Source organism: Verrucosispora sp. ts21 (assembly GCF_002879555.1).
Classification (GTDB): domain Bacteria; phylum Actinomycetota; class Actinomycetes; order Mycobacteriales; family Micromonosporaceae; genus Micromonospora; species Micromonospora gifhornensis.
In genome coordinates this window covers 57,748-74,468 of record NZ_PNOZ01000016.1, presented here as the reverse complement: position 1 = coordinate 74,468, position 16,721 = coordinate 57,748, and the positions used below count along the sequence as shown (strand labels likewise).

Sequence of the window (16,721 nt, the reverse complement as noted above, 5' to 3'; positions counted from 1 at the left end):
CCCCGTCGAGCGGGCTGGCTGCGTCGACTGGTCTGGCTGCGTCGACTGGTCTGGCTGCGTCGAGTGGACCGGCCGGGTCGGGTGGGGCGCGTTACCGTGCCGACTCAGGGTCGCTGCCTACCGGGGCCGCGGAGTCTCTGCCCGCGCTGACGGCCGGGTCGCGATCCGTTGAGGCCGCACCTCGGGGTGCGGGTACCTGGGGGAGGGCGGCCCGCAGCCGGGCCAGCACCACCGGGTCGATGCGGCTGGGGGCCAGCCGCTCCTCCAGGTTCTCCAGGCCGGCCCACTCGACAAGCGCGTCCTCCGGATCGGCCGGGTCCGCGGGGTGGCCGAGGGCGGTGAGCAGACCGGCCACCTCGGCGGCCACCGCGCCGGTCAGGTCGAGCAGGGTGGCCGGGTCGGGGCGGCTGAACATGAGGGTGTGCACGGCCAGCAGCCGGTCGAGCTCGGTGATCGGATCGGGGTGGTCGTCGACCCGCAGATCGATCATGAGGTCGCCGGTGCCGCCGTACCCTCCGCCGCGACGGACCACGACGAGCCCGGCGCTCTGCTGGCCACGCCGGTCGCCGCCGGCCTCCTGCCCGGCGCGCAGCGCAGCGAGCAGCCGCTGCGCGAACGGCAGATCGGTACGGGCCAGCCAGGTGTCACGCAGCGCGTCGATCACCTCGGGGCCGGTGAGGATGTTGCCCTGCGCGGCCCAGCCGTCGCCCGCCTGGCCGCCCGCCCAGTCCCGGCAGTGCTCCCCGGTGTACGTGGCGCCGGGGCCGGTGGCGGCGACCACACCGAGCTGGCGGTGGTCGCGTTCCGGGTCGGCGGCGACCAGACCGGCGACCACACCCGCCGCCGTCACCCCGGTACGCAGCAGGGCGAGCCCCTGGGGCCGGTAGGCCAGGTTCACGTGTGCCTGGGTGGCGATCGCGCCGACCTGCGCCTCGGCTGCCGGTACGAGCGCGCCGGCGGCCAGGAAGCGGCTGGCCACGGCGACACCGTGCAGGTGGCCGTCGGCGGAGCGGGCGACGAGCGAGAAGGTCACGTCGGCAAGGTTAGCGCTGGTCACGGCCGGATTGCCGCTTCGGCGAGGGCAGCCGGTCGACCGGGTGGCCGAGGGGGATCTTGCCTGGGAGACCGGGTACGGGCACCATCGATCGATGACGACGCGATGGGCGATGACGGTGCCGTTGGACGGGGTCGCGCTGGCCGACCATGCCGCCGTGTACGAGGCTCTTGCCGATGCCGGGTTCACCGACCTGTGGTCCTCCGAGGTCAACGGTGTCGACGCCTTCACACCACTGACGCTGGCCGCCGTCTGGCAGCCCGGGATGCGGCTGGGTACCGCGGTCACGCCGGTGTTCACCCGCGGGCCGGGCCTGCTGGCGATGAGTGCCGCCGCGCTCGCCGACGTCGCGCCGGGCCGGTTCGCCCTGGGCATCGGCGCGTCGTCGCCGGTGGTGGTGTCCGACTGGAACGCGGTCGAGTTCACCGAGCCGTTTCGGCGTACCCGTGACGTGCTGCGGTTCCTGCGGGCGGCGTTGCGGGGGGAGACCGTCGACGGGGCCTTCGACACCTTCGCCGTGCGGCGGTTCAGCCTGCAACGTCCGCCGGCCGTACCGCCGCCGTTGCTGCTGGGCGCGCTGCGGCCGGGCATGCTGCGGTTGGCCGCCGCCGAAGCCGACGGGGTCATCCTGAACTGGCTCGCCGCCACCGACGTACCTCGCGCCGTGGCGGAACTCGGCGAACGCCGCCCGCAGTTCGAGGTGGTCGCCCGGATCTTCGTCTGCCCCACCGAGGACGCCGGGTACGCCCGCACCCTGGGCCGCCGCATGATCACCAGCTATCTGACGGTGCCCGCGTACGCGGAATTCCACAGGTGGCTCGGCCGCCAGGAGGCGCTGTCGCCGATGTGGCAGGCCTGGGCGGCCGGCGACCGGCGGGGCGCGCTCGCCGCCGTGCCGGACGAGGTGGTGGACGCGCTGATCGTGCACGGCTCACCCGAGCAGTGCCGGGCCAAGGTCCGCCGCTACGCCGAGGCCGGGGTGGATGTCCCCGTACTGGCGCTGCTGCCCACTCCCGAACTGGCTGCCGGGGACACGGCGGCCCTGACCACGATGATCGCCCGGCTCGGCCTCGGCTGACCGGGTCGTCCTCAGCGTCGCCAGCGCAGCGGCCCTGGATGCACCGACCAGAGCAGCCGCCGCCACCGGGACCGGGCGGCGCGCAGCGCGCCCGTGTAGCGGGTGGCCGCGTCGGCGGCGATGTCGGCCTGTGCGTCGGTCACCTGGCCGGGGGCGAACCCGACCTGGTTGACCAGCCGGGCCAGGTCGTCCACCGCCCGGCACGCGGCCACCGACCGATCCTCGGCCGGTCCCGCGCCAGCGCCCTGCGACACGGCGACCTGCGAGGCGGCACCCGGCGACGAGGCGGCCTGCGACGGGGCGGCCTGCGACGCGGCGGCCGGCAACGGGGCGGTTGGCGACGCGGCGGGCAGGGCCCGGCGAGCCGCGGCGGCGACCTCGGTGGCGGACAGGTCGGCGGGGACCGGTCGCCCGGCCAGCCGCAGCGCGTCGGTCAGTTCCCGCCAGGCACCGGCGACCCGCTGGTCGGCCGGACCTCGGTGCAGCCGGTTGCGGGTCAGCGCCCGGCGCAGGCCGGCCAGGGTGGCCAGCGCCGCCACGACCAGCAGCAGAAGACCGGCGGCGGCACCGGCGGCCAGCACCGGCGTGGACAACCCGGCATGATCGTCACCGCCCTCGGCGGCGGCCGGGGGCGCAGCCGACGCGGTCGGCTCCACGGTCGGCTCCGGCTGCTCCGACGGCGGTGGCTTCTCCGGCTGCGGCCGGAAGTCCTCCTCCACCGGTCGTGGCTCGTCGTCCGGGCGGGGCAGCGGGTCGAACGGTACCCAGCCCACCCCGTCGAAGAGCACCTCCGGCCAGGCGTACGCGTCGCCGGCGCGCACCGGCCCGTCGCCCGGCGCGGCGAACCCGACCACCACCCGCGTCGGTAACCCGGCCAACCGGCCCAGCACCGCGAACGAGGCCGCGAACTGTTCGGAGGTGCCCCGCTGCCCACCACCGTTACGCGGCCCGAACAGGAAGAACGCCAGATTCGGGTACGCGTGGCCGCTGGGCGCGTCGGCGACCAACCGGTAGTGCTCGGCCAGCCACTGCTCGATCGCCGCCGCCCGGGCGTACGGGGCGCCGTTCTCCTCGGCCAGTTGGGCGGCGAGCCGGCGCAACTGGTCGGGCGCCCCGTCCGGCACGTGCAGTACCCGGGCCACCTCGTCCCCGGCCGGGGTGTTCGCGGTGGCCAGCAGGTTCGCGTCCGGACGTTCCCGGGCGGAGATCACCGTGTAGCGCAGGCCGGGACTGAGCCCGTCGGGCCGGATCAGGGTGCCGGTGCCCGGGTCGTACGCCACCCGGGCGCCGGTAACCTCGCGTGGTGTGGCCACCGCCGGCAACAACCGTCCACTCAGCTCGTCGACGGTGATCTCCTGCCGGACCGTCTCCACGGTGGCGTGCGTCGCCGGTTCCACTGTCGGCAGGATCCGGCCGGCGTTGCGGTAGGTGGCACCGACCCGCCAGGTCACCCCGTCGTAGTCGCTGAGCACCGCCAACCGGATCCGGTTGCCGCCACCGGCCTCGGTGCGCACCTGGAACAGTTGCTGGTCGGGGCGCAGCGCCCAGCCGGAGATCCGGATCAGCGGGTTCTCGTCCAGCGTCTCGACCTGTGGCGGCTCGACGTACCGGCGCGGGTCCACCGGTCGTACCTCCACCAGCGCGGCCACCGCCGGGCCGAGCAGCGTCGCCGCCGCGACCACCACCGCCGTACCGGCGGCGGAGGCGACCGCCAGCCGGGCCCGTACCCGTGAGCGCACCGTCGGGGCCAGCGTGTCGAGCGGGTCGTCGCCGCGCCGGGCCGAGGCGGCCAGGCCGAGCCCCGCCAGCACCACAAGCGCCACGGTCGGGCCGATCGCCGGTTCGGCGTTGGGCCCGACGACGTACACCGCGCCGACGTGGAGCAACACCGGTGGGAGGTAACCCAGCAGCACCCGCCCGGCGCGCAGGGCCACCTCCGCGCCGGCCAGCCCGGCCAACCAGGCACCCACCAGCGGCACCAGGACGGTGTCCGGGGTCGGCTCCACCGGGATCATCGCGGTCAGCAGCCGGGGGATGCCGTTGCCGGCGGCGTCGGCGGCCACCTGGGCGAACCCGCCCGGCAGACCGGCCCGATCCGCGGTCAGCCGCAGGCACCACGCCGTCCAACCGAACATCACCAGCACCGACACCGGCGCGACCAGCCACGACGGCAGCCGCCGCGCCGCGACGCTGACCAGCACCGACCCGAGGGCCGCGCCGGCCACCAGGGCGGTCAGCAGCGATCCGGCGTACACCCGGTCCAGCGTCACCCCGGCCAGGACGACCATGCCGACAAGCGCCGCCGGCACCGGGACCGCCCGCAGCAGCCTCACCACCGGCGCACCCCGTCCCACTCGGCGGCGAACGCGGCCCCGTCGGCCGCGTCCACCACGAGCAGACCGCCCGTACCCGGCGGCGTCGGTTCCGTCGCGCCGAAAACCCCGACCACCACCGACGGGTACGCCCCGCGCAGCGCACCGACGTGCCCCAGGTCATCGCGCCCACCGGGCCCGGTGAGTACGACCAGGGTGTCGCCGAGGCGGTCGCGGCGCAGCCGTGCCGCCGCAGCCTCCAGCGTGCCCTCGTCCGACAGCGACACCGCCGCCAACCGGTCCAACGGCCCGGTCGGTCCACCGTCGCCGGCCCCGTCCGCGCCCGCCCCGTGAGCTTCCGTGCCGCCAAGGCCCGCCGGGCCGTGGTGAGTCGCTGCGGTGCTCGCCTCGGCGAGGTCGTCCGGCGCGGCGACGAAGAGCAGCGTCACGGGCAGGTCCTCGCGGACCGCCGCGGTGACCACCGAGGCCGCCGCCTCACATGCCGCCTCGAACGACTCGGCCACCCCACGCACCCGCTGCGGATGCGCCGCCAACCGGTTGTCCAGCAGCACCACGATCCGGGGCAGGCTGGTGTCCACGTTCTCCCGCACCATCAGCTCACCGACCCGGGCACTGGTACGCCAGTGCACCCGCCGCAACTCGTCACCGACGACGTACTCCCGCAACGAGTCGAAGGTGATCGAGCCGTGCGGTACGGCGTCGACCCGGCCGTCGAGACTGCGGCCCGCGCCGGTGGGCACCGCACGCAACGGATGGATCTTCGGGTGCACCCACACCGGCACGCTGTCGCCGTAGCTGCGGGCCACCACGACCAGGCCGAGGGGATCGCGGCGGGTCACCCGCAGCGGACCCACCGGCACCACGCCCCGCCGGGCGGTCGGCACCTCGTAACCGACGGTGGTGTCGGCCCCCGGGCGCAGTCGCAGCACCGGCACCGGCACCACCTGGTCGCCGCACCGGTCGGCGGCGAGCAGACTCGCCGACCGCAACCGACCCACGTTGCGAACGGTCAACGTCATCGCCGCCGGCTCACCCCGCGCCACCCGGTCCGGGTCCGCCTGCCGGCGCACCTGCAACCGGGGTCGCCACGCCGCGCTCAGCACCGCGACCGCCACGGCGACGCCGGCCGCCGCGCCGAGCACCGTCAACTCCGGGTACCCGAACCGGAACCCGGCGCCGAACAGCAGCACCGCGGCGACGAGCAGACCGGTACCCCGGGCGGTGATCCCCACGCCGCTCCTCGCGATCAGGGCTGCGCCGGCGCCGGCTGCCCCGACGGCAGCGGCACCGGCACCGACGCGACGGCCTGACGCAACACGTCACCGGCGGTCACGCCACGCACCTGGGCGTCCGGAGTGAGCAGCAGCCGGTGGGCGAAGACCGGCTCGGCGAGGGTCTTGAGATCCTCCGGCATGATCCAACCCCGGCCGTCGATAAGCGCGTACGCGCACGCCGCCCGGGTCAACGCGATCACCCCACGCGGGCTGACCCCGACCCGCACCTGCGGATGGGTACGGGTCGCCGCGGCCAGCCGCACCGCGTACGTGTACAGCGGCTCGGCGATGTGCACCCGGCGGGCCATCCGGACCATCTCCCCGATCGTGGTGGTGTCGGTGATCGCGGCCAACGCCTCGGGGGAGCGCACCGTGGCCCCGCGCAGCACCTCCACCTCCACCGCCTCGTCGGGGTAGCCGACGGAGAGCTTGACCAGGAACCGGTCCAGCTGCGCCTCCGGCAGCCGGTAGGTGCCGTCCATCTCCACCGGGTTCTGCGTCGCCACCACCAGGAACGGCTGCGGCACCGGATGGCGTACGCCGTCCACCGTGACCGTGCGTTCCTCCATCACCTCCAGCAGCGCCGACTGCGTCTTCGGCGACGCCCGGTTGATCTCGTCGGCGATGACGATGTTGGCGAACACCGGACCCGGATGGAACTCGAACCCCCGGGTGGCCTGGTTGAAGATCGTCACCCCGGACACGTCCGACGGCAGCAGGTCCGGCGTGAACTGGATACGCCGCCACTGCCCCTTCACCGTCGCCGCGATCGCCCGCGCCAGGGTCGTCTTACCCACCCCCGGCACGTCTTCGAGCAGCACGTGCCCCTGGGCGAACAGCGCCGTCAACGCCAGCCGGACCACCTGCGGCTTACCGAGCACCACCGCGTTGACGTTCTCCGCCAGCCGGGCGGCCAGGGCGGCGAAGCCCTGCACCTCCTGGTGGCTGAGGGGTTCCTGGCTGTTCACGGTGGTGCTCCTTGCCTGGGGTGGATCAGCAGGTGGGCAGGACGTTGATGTTGTCGCCGTCCTCCAGGTTCAACCAGACCCACGGGATGTAGTTGCGACCGCTGTACTCGACCCGCACCCACCAGGTGCTGCGCTTGCCGTTGTTGTAGACGTACGCGTACACCTCCTCGCCGCGGACCTTGCACAGCGCCTTCAGCCGGGTGCCGGGCTTGGCCCAGCCGACCTGCCGGTCGTTGTCCTGCCGGGGCACCGAGAAGATCTCGTTGCCGTTGCGGCCGTCGCGATCCCGGTCGCAGTAGGTGCGCTGCTCCGGCTCGTCGCCGTTGACACAGGTGGCGATGCCGTACAGCGCGTCGGTCTCCTGAGCCCGGGTCGCCGTACCCGAACCGGCGGCGTTGGTGGCCGTCACCGTGAACGTGTAACCGGTGCCCGGCGTCAACCCACCCATGGTGATGCTGGAACACGGGCCGCTGGTGGCCGGCTGACCCGACCGGGACAGCGTGCACGTCGCCTGCCCACCGCCGGCGTCCACGGTGAACGCCACAGTCGCCGACGTCGAGGTCGCCGACGAACCGGTCACCGTCACCCGGGGCGGCGCCACCGTCCGCGCCGTCGTCGTCGCCTCCGGACCCTCACCGGCCTCGTTGACCGCCCGGACCCGCACCGTCACGTTCTGCCCGTCACCCAGGCCACCCACCGTCGTGCGGGTGTCGGTGACCTCGCTGCGCTGCTCGCCCACCTCCACCACGTACCCGGAGATCGGGCGGCCGTTGGCCTCGGCCGGGGCCCACTGCACCGACACCGTGCCCGGCCGATCCGCCACCGTGCCCGCGGTCAACTCCACCGGCGCACCGGGCACCGTGAACGGCACCACCGTGTCGCTGACCGGCGACGACTCCGACGACGCACCCTTGTCGTTGACCGCCACCACCGTGAACGCGTACTGCGTGCCGTACTCCAACTCACCGGCGGCGATCACCAACTCGGTGCCCTCCGACTCACCGGCCGGGGCATTCGTCCCCGCCGACGTGGCCGTCACCGCGTACCGGGCGATTGTGTTGCCCTGCCCGTTCGCCTCAGGCCAGGTCACCACCACCGTGCCGTCCGGCCGGGCCTGCGCCGAGACACTGGCCGGCGCGTCCGGCACCTCCGCCGTCGGGGTCACCGGATTGCTCTTGCGCGCCGGTCCCGCACCCTTGGCGTTCACCGCGTGCACGGAGAAGGTGTACGTCTCCCCGTTGGTCAACTCCTTGACCTGCACCGACCGCTGGTTCGCCCCCACCTCCAGGCGCTGCCCGGCACCCTCCACCACATAGCGGACGATCTCCGCGCCGTTGGCCGCCGCCGGACGCCAACTCACCCGCGCCTGCGCGTCACCGGCCGACGCGGTCACACTGCGCGGCGCACCCGGCTTACTCACCTGCGGCTTGCGCGGCGGGGGAGGCGGCGGCGGTGGCGGCTCCTCCGGCGGATCACCACCGAGCACGTCGTTGGCGTACTTGTCGACCTCACGCACCTCGTGCCGATCGTTCACCACCCGGGCGGTCGCCGCGTCCGGTGCGTTGATGAACAGATGGTTCTCCCGCACCTCCAACTCCAACGGCCCACCCCAACGGCCCCGGATGGTGTCCACCAACTGGCCCGCCGCGTCGAACGCGTACACCACACCCGCCGCGTCGTCGGCACAGTAGATCCGACCCGCCCAGGCCACCGCAGCGCCCAGCCGGTCACCCTCACCCGGCACCGTGAACGACCGCACCTCGCCGTCGGTCACCGCGTGCACCTGCCGCTGCCCGGCCACCGTCACCGGCACCACCGGCCCGCTGGTACGCACCGGCACCGTGCCCGGCCCGGTCAACTGCTCACCCAGCACCGTACGACGTGTCTCGCCCCGCACCACCGTCACCAGCGCCCCGGCCGTACGGTCCAGCACCGCCACACCGTCATCAAGCGTGGAAACCATCAACTCGTGACTGGGCTCCGCCACGTCATGGGTCTCGACCCTGCTCGGCGACACCGGCGCATCCGGTGCCCCCGACGCCGGCAACCGGGCGGCGGTGATCGCCGAGACCGTGCCCTCGGCCGGTACCGCGATCCACAACCGACCCTTGCCGTCGAACGTGCCACCGGTGATCCCCGGCGGGTACCGCACCGGCTCACCCACCGGCGTCAGCGACCGGGGATCCAACTGCCGCACCACACCCTGCACCGCGTCCACCACGAACGCCGCATCCTCGTGCAGCGCCACACTGACACCCAACCCGGGCGTGGTCGGCGTGGTCGCGGTGATCTGCAGCGTGGCCAGGTCCAACGCGCTGATCTGACCACTGTGCAGGTCACGCAGCACCAACATCCGATCCGTCTGCACCACCTGCATCGGATGCCGTCGCGCCGCGGGCACCTCCACCCGGGTGTCCACCCGGGCGGTCACCCCGTTGACCCGGGCCAGTTCGCTGCGCGCCGCACTCCACAGCCACGAACTCGCGTCGTAGTTGGCCACCGCGTTGTCCGCCGAGCCGAGACCGAGCACGGTCAGACCCATCGCTGCCAGCAGCGCCAGCACCGTCGCCACGGTGACCAGACCACCCCGCAGCCGGGATCGGGACCGGGTCGTGCGGGTCGGAACGACCTCGTCCATGCTCGCCACAGTTGGCGCCTCCCGTGTCGTCCTGGCAGGCGGCGCCCCCGTACGGCAACCCCTCCCCTGAGCCGGGAGCCATCATATGGTCACGCTATGGACGCCGGGAACCCGCATTGTCCGCCTGTGGACACCCTGCGTGGCGTGTCGTCGGCGTGTCCTCCCACCACTGTCGGGCCGCGACGGTGAGCCGATGTCGGTCGGGTTGTCAACCCTCCCGGCTGGTACACACCTGGCTGGAGGTGGCGAACTGGTCGGTGCCGTAGACGGCGAGAACGGTGAAGCAGTAGTCCACTCGGGAGTTCAGCCCGTTCACGGTATAACTGGTCTCGCCAGGGCCCACGGTGGCCATCACCCCCAGCGACTGACCGGCCCGCCCACCGGCCACCATGAACGGCACCAGCCCGTCCGCCGGATCGACCCAGGTCAGGGTGATCGTGCTCCGGTCGTCGCGCAACGCGAGATCCGCAGGCGGCGCACCACCCTGCGGCTGCGCCGACGAGTCGGGCACCGTCGACGGCGCGGCGGACCGCCGATCGAGCAGCAACAGCCCGACCCCGAGCATCGCCGCGAGCGCCACCACCACCGCGACCACGGCCACCACCACGACCCGGTTACGACCGGGCGCCGACGTCATCGGGGGACCCTGGTACGGCGGGGTGCCCCCCGATCCCGGCGGCAGTTGGCCGGGCTGTTGCTGCCCCCACCCGGCCGACGGGTACGCCGGCCCACCGGGCGGCGGGTACGCCTGCGGTGCCGCCGGTTGCGTCGGCGGTGGGTAGGCGTGCGGCGCCGCTGGTGGTGCGGGGGAGGGGTAAGCCTGCGGTGTCGTTGGTGGTGCCGGCGGGGGGTAAGCCTGCGGTGTCGTTGGTGGTGCCGGCGGGGGCGGGATCTGCTGGGCCGCCCGCTGCGGGTCCTCGGCACCGAAACCACCGTGCTGCTGCGGGCCGCCCGCGCTGCCATAACCACCCGAACTGCCAGGCAGGTCGCCAGCCGGCAGGTGGCGCGGCGGCCCACTCGTCGGACGGTACGCCGGTGTCTCCGCGGCCGGGCCGGGAAGGCTGCCGGCGGCTGCGCGCGGGAACGGCACCCTGCCCGGCGGCCCGCTTGTCGGTCCCGGCTGGGGCAGCGGCGCGGTCAGCTCGTGCGCCGCCGGGCTCACCGGCGCGACCTGCCCCACGTCACCGAACCCCGGCACCTGATGCGCCTGAGGCCCGGACAGATGATCATTTGGTACGAAGGGTGGAGCACTGGTCGGCGCACCACTGAGTGGTGGCGTGGGCGGCGGTCCGCTGGCCGGGGGTGCACTCTGCGGCGGTCCGCTGACCGGAAGGGTGCCGTGCGGCGGTCCGCTGATCGGGGCCGCGCTGTGCGGTGGGCCGCTGACGGGCGGTGCTGTGTCGGCGGGCGGCGTCGTAGCCTGTGCCCGGGAGCCGAGGCGAGCCGTCTCCTCTGCCAGCAGCGGCCCGATCTGCTGGACCGGAATCGTCGGATTTGCCCATTGCGGCTGACGTGCTGCGGCCGGCTGGCCGTCACCCTGCTCCGCCGACCCGGTGGAAGGCGCAGGCACCGTCAGGTCCAGTACCTCCGTCGCGTCGCCCACCTCCGGCGACGTTGCCGTTGGCGACGCTGCTCCGGGTGACACCGCTGCGGGCGACGCCGCCTCGGGCGGCAGCGCCAGACCTGGCTCACCCAGGCGGGCAGTCTGGTCGTGAATAGCGGCCCGGGGTGTAGGCACCGCCGGAGCAGGTGGCACCGATGCCGCCGGGCCAGGGGGCGGCGGCACCGGCGGCACGGCCGGGGCAAGGGGTGGCAGGTCGGGCGCAGAGGGGACGGCTGGGGCAGCGGACGCAGCGGGAGCCACCGCGGGTAGTGGCGCGGTGGCGATCGACGCGTCGTGCGGCTGCCAGGCGGTCGACAGGACGGCCAGCGACACCGTCGGCTCAGCGAGCGCACCATGCGGCGACTGATCGACCGAAGCCGGTTGTCCGGCCGGGGGAGCCGCCGGCGGGAGGGCGGGCGCGGCGTCGCCGAGATACTCGCGTGCTGCGCGTACCGCTGGATGATCCACACCGAGCACGGCGGGGCCGGCGGTCGCGACGCGCAGGTAGTTTCGGCGAGCCTCGTGGCGGTTGCCCAGTTCGTCCGCGACGGATCCCAGCTCGTACGACAAGGCCAGCATCAGCGGGTCCGACTGCGGCCACCGGCGCTCCCCGGCGGCGAACGCCTCCTCCAGCACCCGGCGGGCGGCACTCGGCTCGTCCGCCTCCCGGTGCAGCCGAGCCAGCAGGTGCGCGGTGCTCAGGACGTCCGGGTGATCCTTGCCGAACGGCGGCCGAGCAGACTCGAACGCGTCACTCAGCAGCTCACGGGCGGCGGCATGGTTGCCCGCCCCACGCAGTGCGAGGGCACGCTGCTGGGCGACGGCCAGGGGAGAGGCATGGGGCACGTGGCCCATGCTGCCGGGTGTCGCCGCCGCACCGCTACCCGACCCGCGGACCCGGTACGCCCGTCTCCCGGACCCCGCCCCTTCCGGCCTGGGCGGGCGGCCGATGCCGATGTGCATGATCCATCTGCGGCGTGTACAGTAACTCCCCGTGCGGCCCGCTGGGCGGCCTTCGGATGGTGGACCACCGAGGCCGGCAGGGTAGGCTGGACAGAGTAGGTCCGGGTGGCGGAATGGCAGACGCGCTAGCTTGAGGTGCTAGTGCCCGTATAGGGCGTGGGGGTTCAAGTCCCCCCTCGGACACAATTTCCCCGCATATCTGCGTGATGTGACGTACCGGTGGTCAAACCCGTTTGACCACCGGACCCCAGTTCCCAACGTTGTCTCTCCCGCCTCGTCTCGGGGGTGGTCGTGGTGACTGCCCGGGTCGTGTCAGCGGTGGTGCCGCCCTCGATTCCGGCTGGGCCGAGAGGTGAGCCGATCAAGGGTCGGCGTGCCTTGCCGGTTGCGCAGCTGGCTCCCGAGGCGCGGTCGACGGCGCTGTATGGGATGGCGGCGATCGATCGTGATGGTCGGCTGGCCGAAGCGGTGGTTATCCCTGCGCTGGGGTGGCTATCGGGTACCCGGGTGGACGTTCGGGTGCGTGGTGGTCTGGTGCTCGTTACCGCCAATCCGCACGCGGCGTTCCGGGTGACTCGACCTGGTCAAGTTCGGCTACCGGCGACGGTCCGGCACTGGTGTGGGCTCGCAGCCGGCAGCCGTGTCCTGCTGGTCGCTGACCCGGCTGTCGGCCGGCTTGTGGTCTATCCGCCGGCCGCCGTGCACGCGATGATCACCGAAGCGCAGGCGGCTGCGTTGGACGGTGAGGCTGTATGACCATGCAGCCTTCTTCGAGCCGGCCGAGCCAGGCTGACCTGGACGCGGCGATGCTGCTGCTGTCCCGGCTTGGTATCTCACCGGGCGACCTGCAACAGAGCGCCCCTGCCGGTCCGCCGGCACCGACGTTCGCCGAGTACATCCCCGTGGTGTCGGAGGCGGTCAGCCCGGGTACCCGCAGGGTCTACGCCTCCTACTGGAACCGGGTTCTCAAGGAGTGGGGCCACCGACGGTTGGACGAGCCTGATCCGACCGAGATCAAGCGCTTCGCCGAGCACGTCAAAACGCATGTCGTCGCGCGCCGCAACGCCCGCGGCGGTCGCAGCGCGGCGGAGCACCTCATCGCCGCTCTGCGGTGTCTCTACAACCACGCCGTCGCTGATGGCCATCTCGCCGAGGCGGATAATCCAGCTCGTAAGGTTGCCAAACCGCAGCGCCTGCCGAGCACCCGCCGTGCGGTGCCGGACACGCGGCTCGCCGAGATCAATCAGGTCGCCGCCACGACCGGCGACGACCCGGTTCTGGACTGCCTGCTGTTGCGGCTACACACGGAGACAGCCTGCCGTCGGGGCGGAGCGCTGGCCCTGCGGCCAGCGGACCTTGACCCGGACCAGTGCCTCATCCTGCTGCACGAGAAGGGGGAGACGGTGCGCTGGCAGCCGGTGTCGCCTACCTTGATGCGGCATCTGCAACAGCACGTGGAGGAGCGGCCGGCCCCGCCGACAACGCCGCTGTTGCGTTACCGCAACGGCAAGCCGATCACGTATCGCCGCTACGACTACCTGTGGGAGCGCATCGGTAGACACCTGCCCTGGGTGGCGACCCAGCAGATCAGCACCCACTGGCTCCGCCACACCACGCTGACCTGGGTCGAGAGGAACTTCAGCTACGCCGTCGCCCGCGCGTTCGCCGGCCACAACGACAGCGGCGGCGACACAGGCACCACGACCACCTACGTCCGCGCCAGCCTGCAAGAGATCGCCGCCGCCGTGGCAGCTCTCACAAGCGAGGCGCACCCGCTCGCATAGCCAAGTCAGATGTCGCATGCGGTCAGCTATCAATGGGGCAAACTCCCGTGCTGGCCGCGAGAGCAGGTAAGGTGCCGTAGAAGGTTGTCGGGAGCGCTGCTCGTCAACGCTCCCGACAACCACTTCTGTACCTCGGCGGGGTGCGGTTTCCTGAAGCCAGAGGCAGCACGGCGTCCGCGTCGTTAGCTTTGTACCCAGTTCTCGCCAGCTCGTGCGAATATCTGACGGATTTGCGCGGCCTCACTGTTCTGCCCTAGACAATCCAATATCTCGGCGAAGGTTAGGCATGCTGCGATGAGATGGGCATTGAATATCCGTGGCAGTTGTTCAGCTAGGGCCTGATAGATGGTTATGGACTGGGTCGCGGCAGTTAGGGCCGCAGGAAGTTCCATCTTTAGTTTGGCGCAAATCCGGGCGTGCTCCATCAAAGACGAGGCTAGGCCAGGTAGGTGCGCAGCCGATCCTGTCTCGGGCAGTTGTCGGTAGGTAGCTACAGCCTCTGCGGCCGTATCCAATGCCTCCTCCCACCGATCTGCCGCTGCTAGATTGCCGCAAAGGTTAGTTAGCGCTCTGGCGAGGTCGGGTAAATGGGCCGTCGGGTTCGCCGTGGCCAGCTCTCGGTTGATTGCGACGGCTTCTTGTGTTGATGCCAGTGCCTCTTCCTGGCGGCCTAGCGCTGCCAGAACGCTGCCGAGGTTGTTCAACGCCATGGCAAGTTTAGGCTGGTGAACGGCCGGGTTCACCTTTGCCAACTCTCGGCGGATCGTTACGGCCTCTTGAGTCGGGACCAGTGCCTCTTCCCGGCGACCTAGCTCTATCAGTCGACCACCAAGATTGTTTAGCGCCATGGCGAGTTCGGGTATGTGGTCCGGGTTCGCATCGGCTAGTTGTCGGTGGATCTTTACGGATTCTTCGGCCGTGGTTAGTGCCTCTTCCCAGTGCCCTACCTCCGCCAAGCCGACGCCGAGGTTGTTCAACGCTAGGGCAAGGTCGGGTAGGTAGGCCGGGTTCGTCATAGCTGGCCGTCGGTGGATATCGACTGCTTGTCTGGCCACGGCCAGTGCCTCTTCCCGGCGGCCCATCCCTGACAGGGAGTTGCCGAGATTACTCAACGCCATGGCGAAGTCCCGTAGGTGGGTGGTATCGGTGTTGGCGTGTTGTCGGTAAACTTCTACGGCTTCTTCGGCTTTAGTCAGTGCCTCTTTCCAGCGGCCCAATTCCGCGAGACTGGCGGCGAGGTTGTTGAGAGCCATGGCGAGATTGGGCAGGTATGCCTCGTTCGCATCGGCTAGTTGTCGGTAAATTGTTACGGATTCCTGGGCTGCGGACAGTGCATCCTCTTGGCGGCCCACATCCGCTAGACGGTTGCCAAGGTTGTCTAACGCCAAGGCGAGTTCGGGTATGTGGTCCGAGTTGGCGTCGGTTAGTTGTCGGTAGATTGCTACGGCGTTCTCGGCCGCTTTCAGTGCCTCCTTCCAGCGTCCAGCCCTTGCCAGCGTTGACGAAAGAATGCTCTGGGTGGGTGCCCGATGTTCGGGTGGGGCCGTCATGGGGATGAGGCTTACGACGTGCTCGGCTAGTGCGGCAGCCGCCGGGTAAAGATCAACCCTGCCGTCGGGCAAGTGACGGCCGATCTCCACCGCCAGACTGAGATCGAGGTAAGGCGTGATGGCCACCAGCGCGACACCGTTAGCGTTCATCGCGAGGGCAGGGTCGGCTTGAAGCAGGAGGCGTAGCCGTTCAGCGGTGTGGCCAGAGTGAGTTGCGGATGCCGCCAAGTAGATCAATGCCCGGCTCAGGTGCTCGGATGGCCTCGGAGGCTCTCGGGTAAACAGTTGCCCTGGCTGATGTCGTAGCTGACCACCGTCGTTATGAGCGCTGGTGATCAGGTTCGCAGCCCAGACGTCGGCGTGGCCTGTCGGTTGCGGGCCGGGCAGGGTCAGGGCGATGAAGTCCTCGGCGAGTCGGTCGGGATACAGCGGTTCCAGGACGAGGCCATCGATGCTCGGTGGGTAGCAGCGCGCGTGTCCGTCGAGCAGTTTTTGAGCGCTGGTGTCGGCTGCCTGCGGCAAGCCGGTGTGTTCCAGCAGCGCCACGCCATCAGTCACCGATTGAGGGCCGGCGAGCGCGGCGATAAACACGGTGCGAGCGGCAGCGGTTACGCTCTGCTCTCCGTGGAGCTTGCTCCAGTAGCGGCGTTCCCGGTCCAGCAGGTACCGCGACAGATCCGCCGCGGTCTGCGGCGGATCTTCGCCGTAGGTCTGCGCATGTACTGCGGCGAGGGCCGCCATGTGTAAGGAGAGCGTCAGTCCGTAGATCGGATCACTGAGCTGTCCGGCGGGTGTTAGCACCGGCAGGTCGTCCACCTGGTAGATCTCGGCGAATCGATCGCATGCGGCGTCGAACAGTATTCGCCGGCCGGCCTGATCATCGGCTAGCGGCTGTAACAGACGCGGTGGCCAGCGTCCATCGATGCTGATGTCGAGGTTGTCGCACTCGACAGCGGTCACCGGCCACCAGTCGATCGAGCGGGCCAGCAGCAGGATGCGCAACGGGCCATCTTGGACCGCGTAATAGCGCAGTAACTTGTGCAGGTCGGACTGCGGCCAGCGTTCGGCGTAGTCCACGATCAGCAAGAGGGGCACGTCGCCGGCCGGCACCGGATCGCCACCGATAGGTGAGTCGTCGTGATGTCGGGCGTACCCGACCGTCCACCCCTGCATGGCGGCCTCTTCGCCAGCGCGAGCGGCCAGCCGGGTCTTACCCTGACCGCCAGCGGCGTGGATCAGCCAAGCGCTGCGCTGTTCCGGCCCGTTGCGCCAGGTTCGGATATCGGCCAGCTCTGCCGACCTGCCTGTGAACTGAATCGCCTGCCGTCGAGCGGCGAGCAGTCTGCTCGGCTGCTCCCGCAAGGCGATGAGGCCATCCAGCGGCGCCGGTCGTTGACTGGGCCCGGTTTCGACGACAAAGGCCGGACCATTCACCCCATGGAAGTGTTGATCGCGGCCTGCGACGTAGACATCGCG

General features: G+C 71.3%; 10 protein-coding genes and 1 tRNA gene. 4 read left to right on the top strand and 7 right to left on the bottom strand.

What is annotated here, in order from left to right:
• Positions 1-91: 91 nt before the first annotated feature.
• Complete coding sequence (locus tag C1A38_RS09570) at positions 92-1,033, bottom strand: DUF1028 domain-containing protein (protein ID WP_102657502.1); 942 nt, start codon at positions 1,031-1,033, stop codon at positions 92-94.
• A gap of 133 nt (positions 1,034-1,166) precedes the next feature.
• Between C1A38_RS09570 and C1A38_RS09565 the strand changes: the two genes are divergently transcribed.
• Positions 1,167-2,132 (top strand): LLM class F420-dependent oxidoreductase, encoded by a 966-nt coding sequence (locus tag C1A38_RS09565; protein WP_102657474.1) that lies wholly within the window; start codon positions 1,167-1,169, stop codon positions 2,130-2,132.
• A gap of 11 nt (positions 2,133-2,143) precedes the next feature.
• Here the strand turns inward: C1A38_RS09565 and C1A38_RS09560 are convergent, their stop codons facing one another.
• The 5 genes from C1A38_RS09560 to C1A38_RS32180 all read right to left on the bottom strand — a co-directional run bounded on the left by C1A38_RS09560 (position 2,144) and on the right by C1A38_RS32180 (position 11,794).
• Positions 2,144-4,486: a transglutaminase TgpA family protein gene (locus C1A38_RS09560; RefSeq protein ID WP_102657473.1), complete on the bottom strand. Its 2,343-nt coding sequence runs from the start codon at positions 4,484-4,486 to the stop codon at positions 2,144-2,146.
• Positions 4,462-5,697 (bottom strand): DUF58 domain-containing protein, encoded by a 1,236-nt coding sequence (locus C1A38_RS09555; RefSeq protein ID WP_102657472.1) that lies wholly within the window; start codon positions 5,695-5,697, stop codon positions 4,462-4,464. Before C1A38_RS09555 ends, C1A38_RS09560 begins: the two co-directional genes overlap by 25 nt.
• 14 nt (positions 5,698-5,711) lie before the next feature.
• A complete protein-coding gene (locus C1A38_RS09550) occupies positions 5,712-6,707 on the bottom strand; it encodes an AAA family ATPase (protein WP_102657471.1) in 996 nt (331 codons plus the stop codon).
• Positions 6,708-6,732: 25 nt separating this feature from the next.
• The gene (locus tag C1A38_RS09545; protein ID WP_102657470.1) at positions 6,733-9,345 is read right to left on the bottom strand and encodes a fibronectin type III domain-containing protein; all 2,613 of its coding nucleotides are present in this window, start codon (positions 9,343-9,345) and stop codon (positions 6,733-6,735) included.
• 208 nt (positions 9,346-9,553) lie between these two features.
• Positions 9,554-11,794 carry a tetratricopeptide repeat protein gene (locus C1A38_RS32180; RefSeq protein ID WP_286047218.1) on the bottom strand — a complete coding sequence of 747 codons (2,241 nt, stop codon included), beginning with the start codon at positions 11,792-11,794 and terminating at the stop codon, positions 9,554-9,556.
• 216 nt (positions 11,795-12,010) lie between these two features.
• On the opposite strand from C1A38_RS32180, the gene C1A38_RS09530 reads away from it, so the two are divergent.
• The 3 genes from C1A38_RS09530 to C1A38_RS09520 all read left to right on the top strand — a co-directional run bounded on the left by C1A38_RS09530 (position 12,011) and on the right by C1A38_RS09520 (position 13,695).
• Positions 12,011-12,094 (top strand) — tRNA-Leu (locus C1A38_RS09530).
• A gap of 246 nt (positions 12,095-12,340) precedes the next feature.
• The gene (locus tag C1A38_RS09525; protein ID WP_233196738.1) at positions 12,341-12,667 is read left to right on the top strand and encodes an AbrB/MazE/SpoVT family DNA-binding domain-containing protein; all 327 of its coding nucleotides are present in this window, start codon (positions 12,341-12,343) and stop codon (positions 12,665-12,667) included.
• Between the two features lie 50 nt (positions 12,668-12,717).
• Entirely contained in the window at positions 12,718-13,695 is a 978-nt protein-coding gene (locus tag C1A38_RS09520) for a tyrosine-type recombinase/integrase (RefSeq protein WP_233196737.1), read from the top strand.
• Between the two features lie 182 nt (positions 13,696-13,877).
• Here C1A38_RS09520 and C1A38_RS09515 read toward each other — a convergent pair whose 3' ends face one another.
• Positions 13,878-16,679, bottom strand: a complete 2,802-nt coding sequence (locus tag C1A38_RS09515) for a tetratricopeptide repeat protein (protein ID WP_158244877.1) — start codon at positions 16,677-16,679, stop codon at positions 13,878-13,880.
• Positions 16,680-16,721 lie beyond the last annotated feature (42 nt).

Bases quoted from the DNA above. Each gene is read 5' to 3' on its own strand.
- C1A38_RS09565 (WP_102657474.1), top strand. From the start codon at position 1,167: ATGACGGTGCCGTTGGACGGGGTCGCGCTGGCCGACCATGCCGCCGTG.
- C1A38_RS09545 (WP_102657470.1), bottom strand. From the start codon at position 9,345: ATGGACGAGGTCGTTCCGACCCGCACGACCCGGTCCCGATCCCGGCTG.
- C1A38_RS09525 (WP_233196738.1), top strand. From the start codon at position 12,341: ATGGCGGCGATCGATCGTGATGGTCGGCTGGCCGAAGCGGTGGTTATC.
- C1A38_RS09520 (WP_233196737.1), top strand. From the start codon at position 12,718: ATGCTGCTGCTGTCCCGGCTTGGTATCTCACCGGGCGACCTGCAACAG.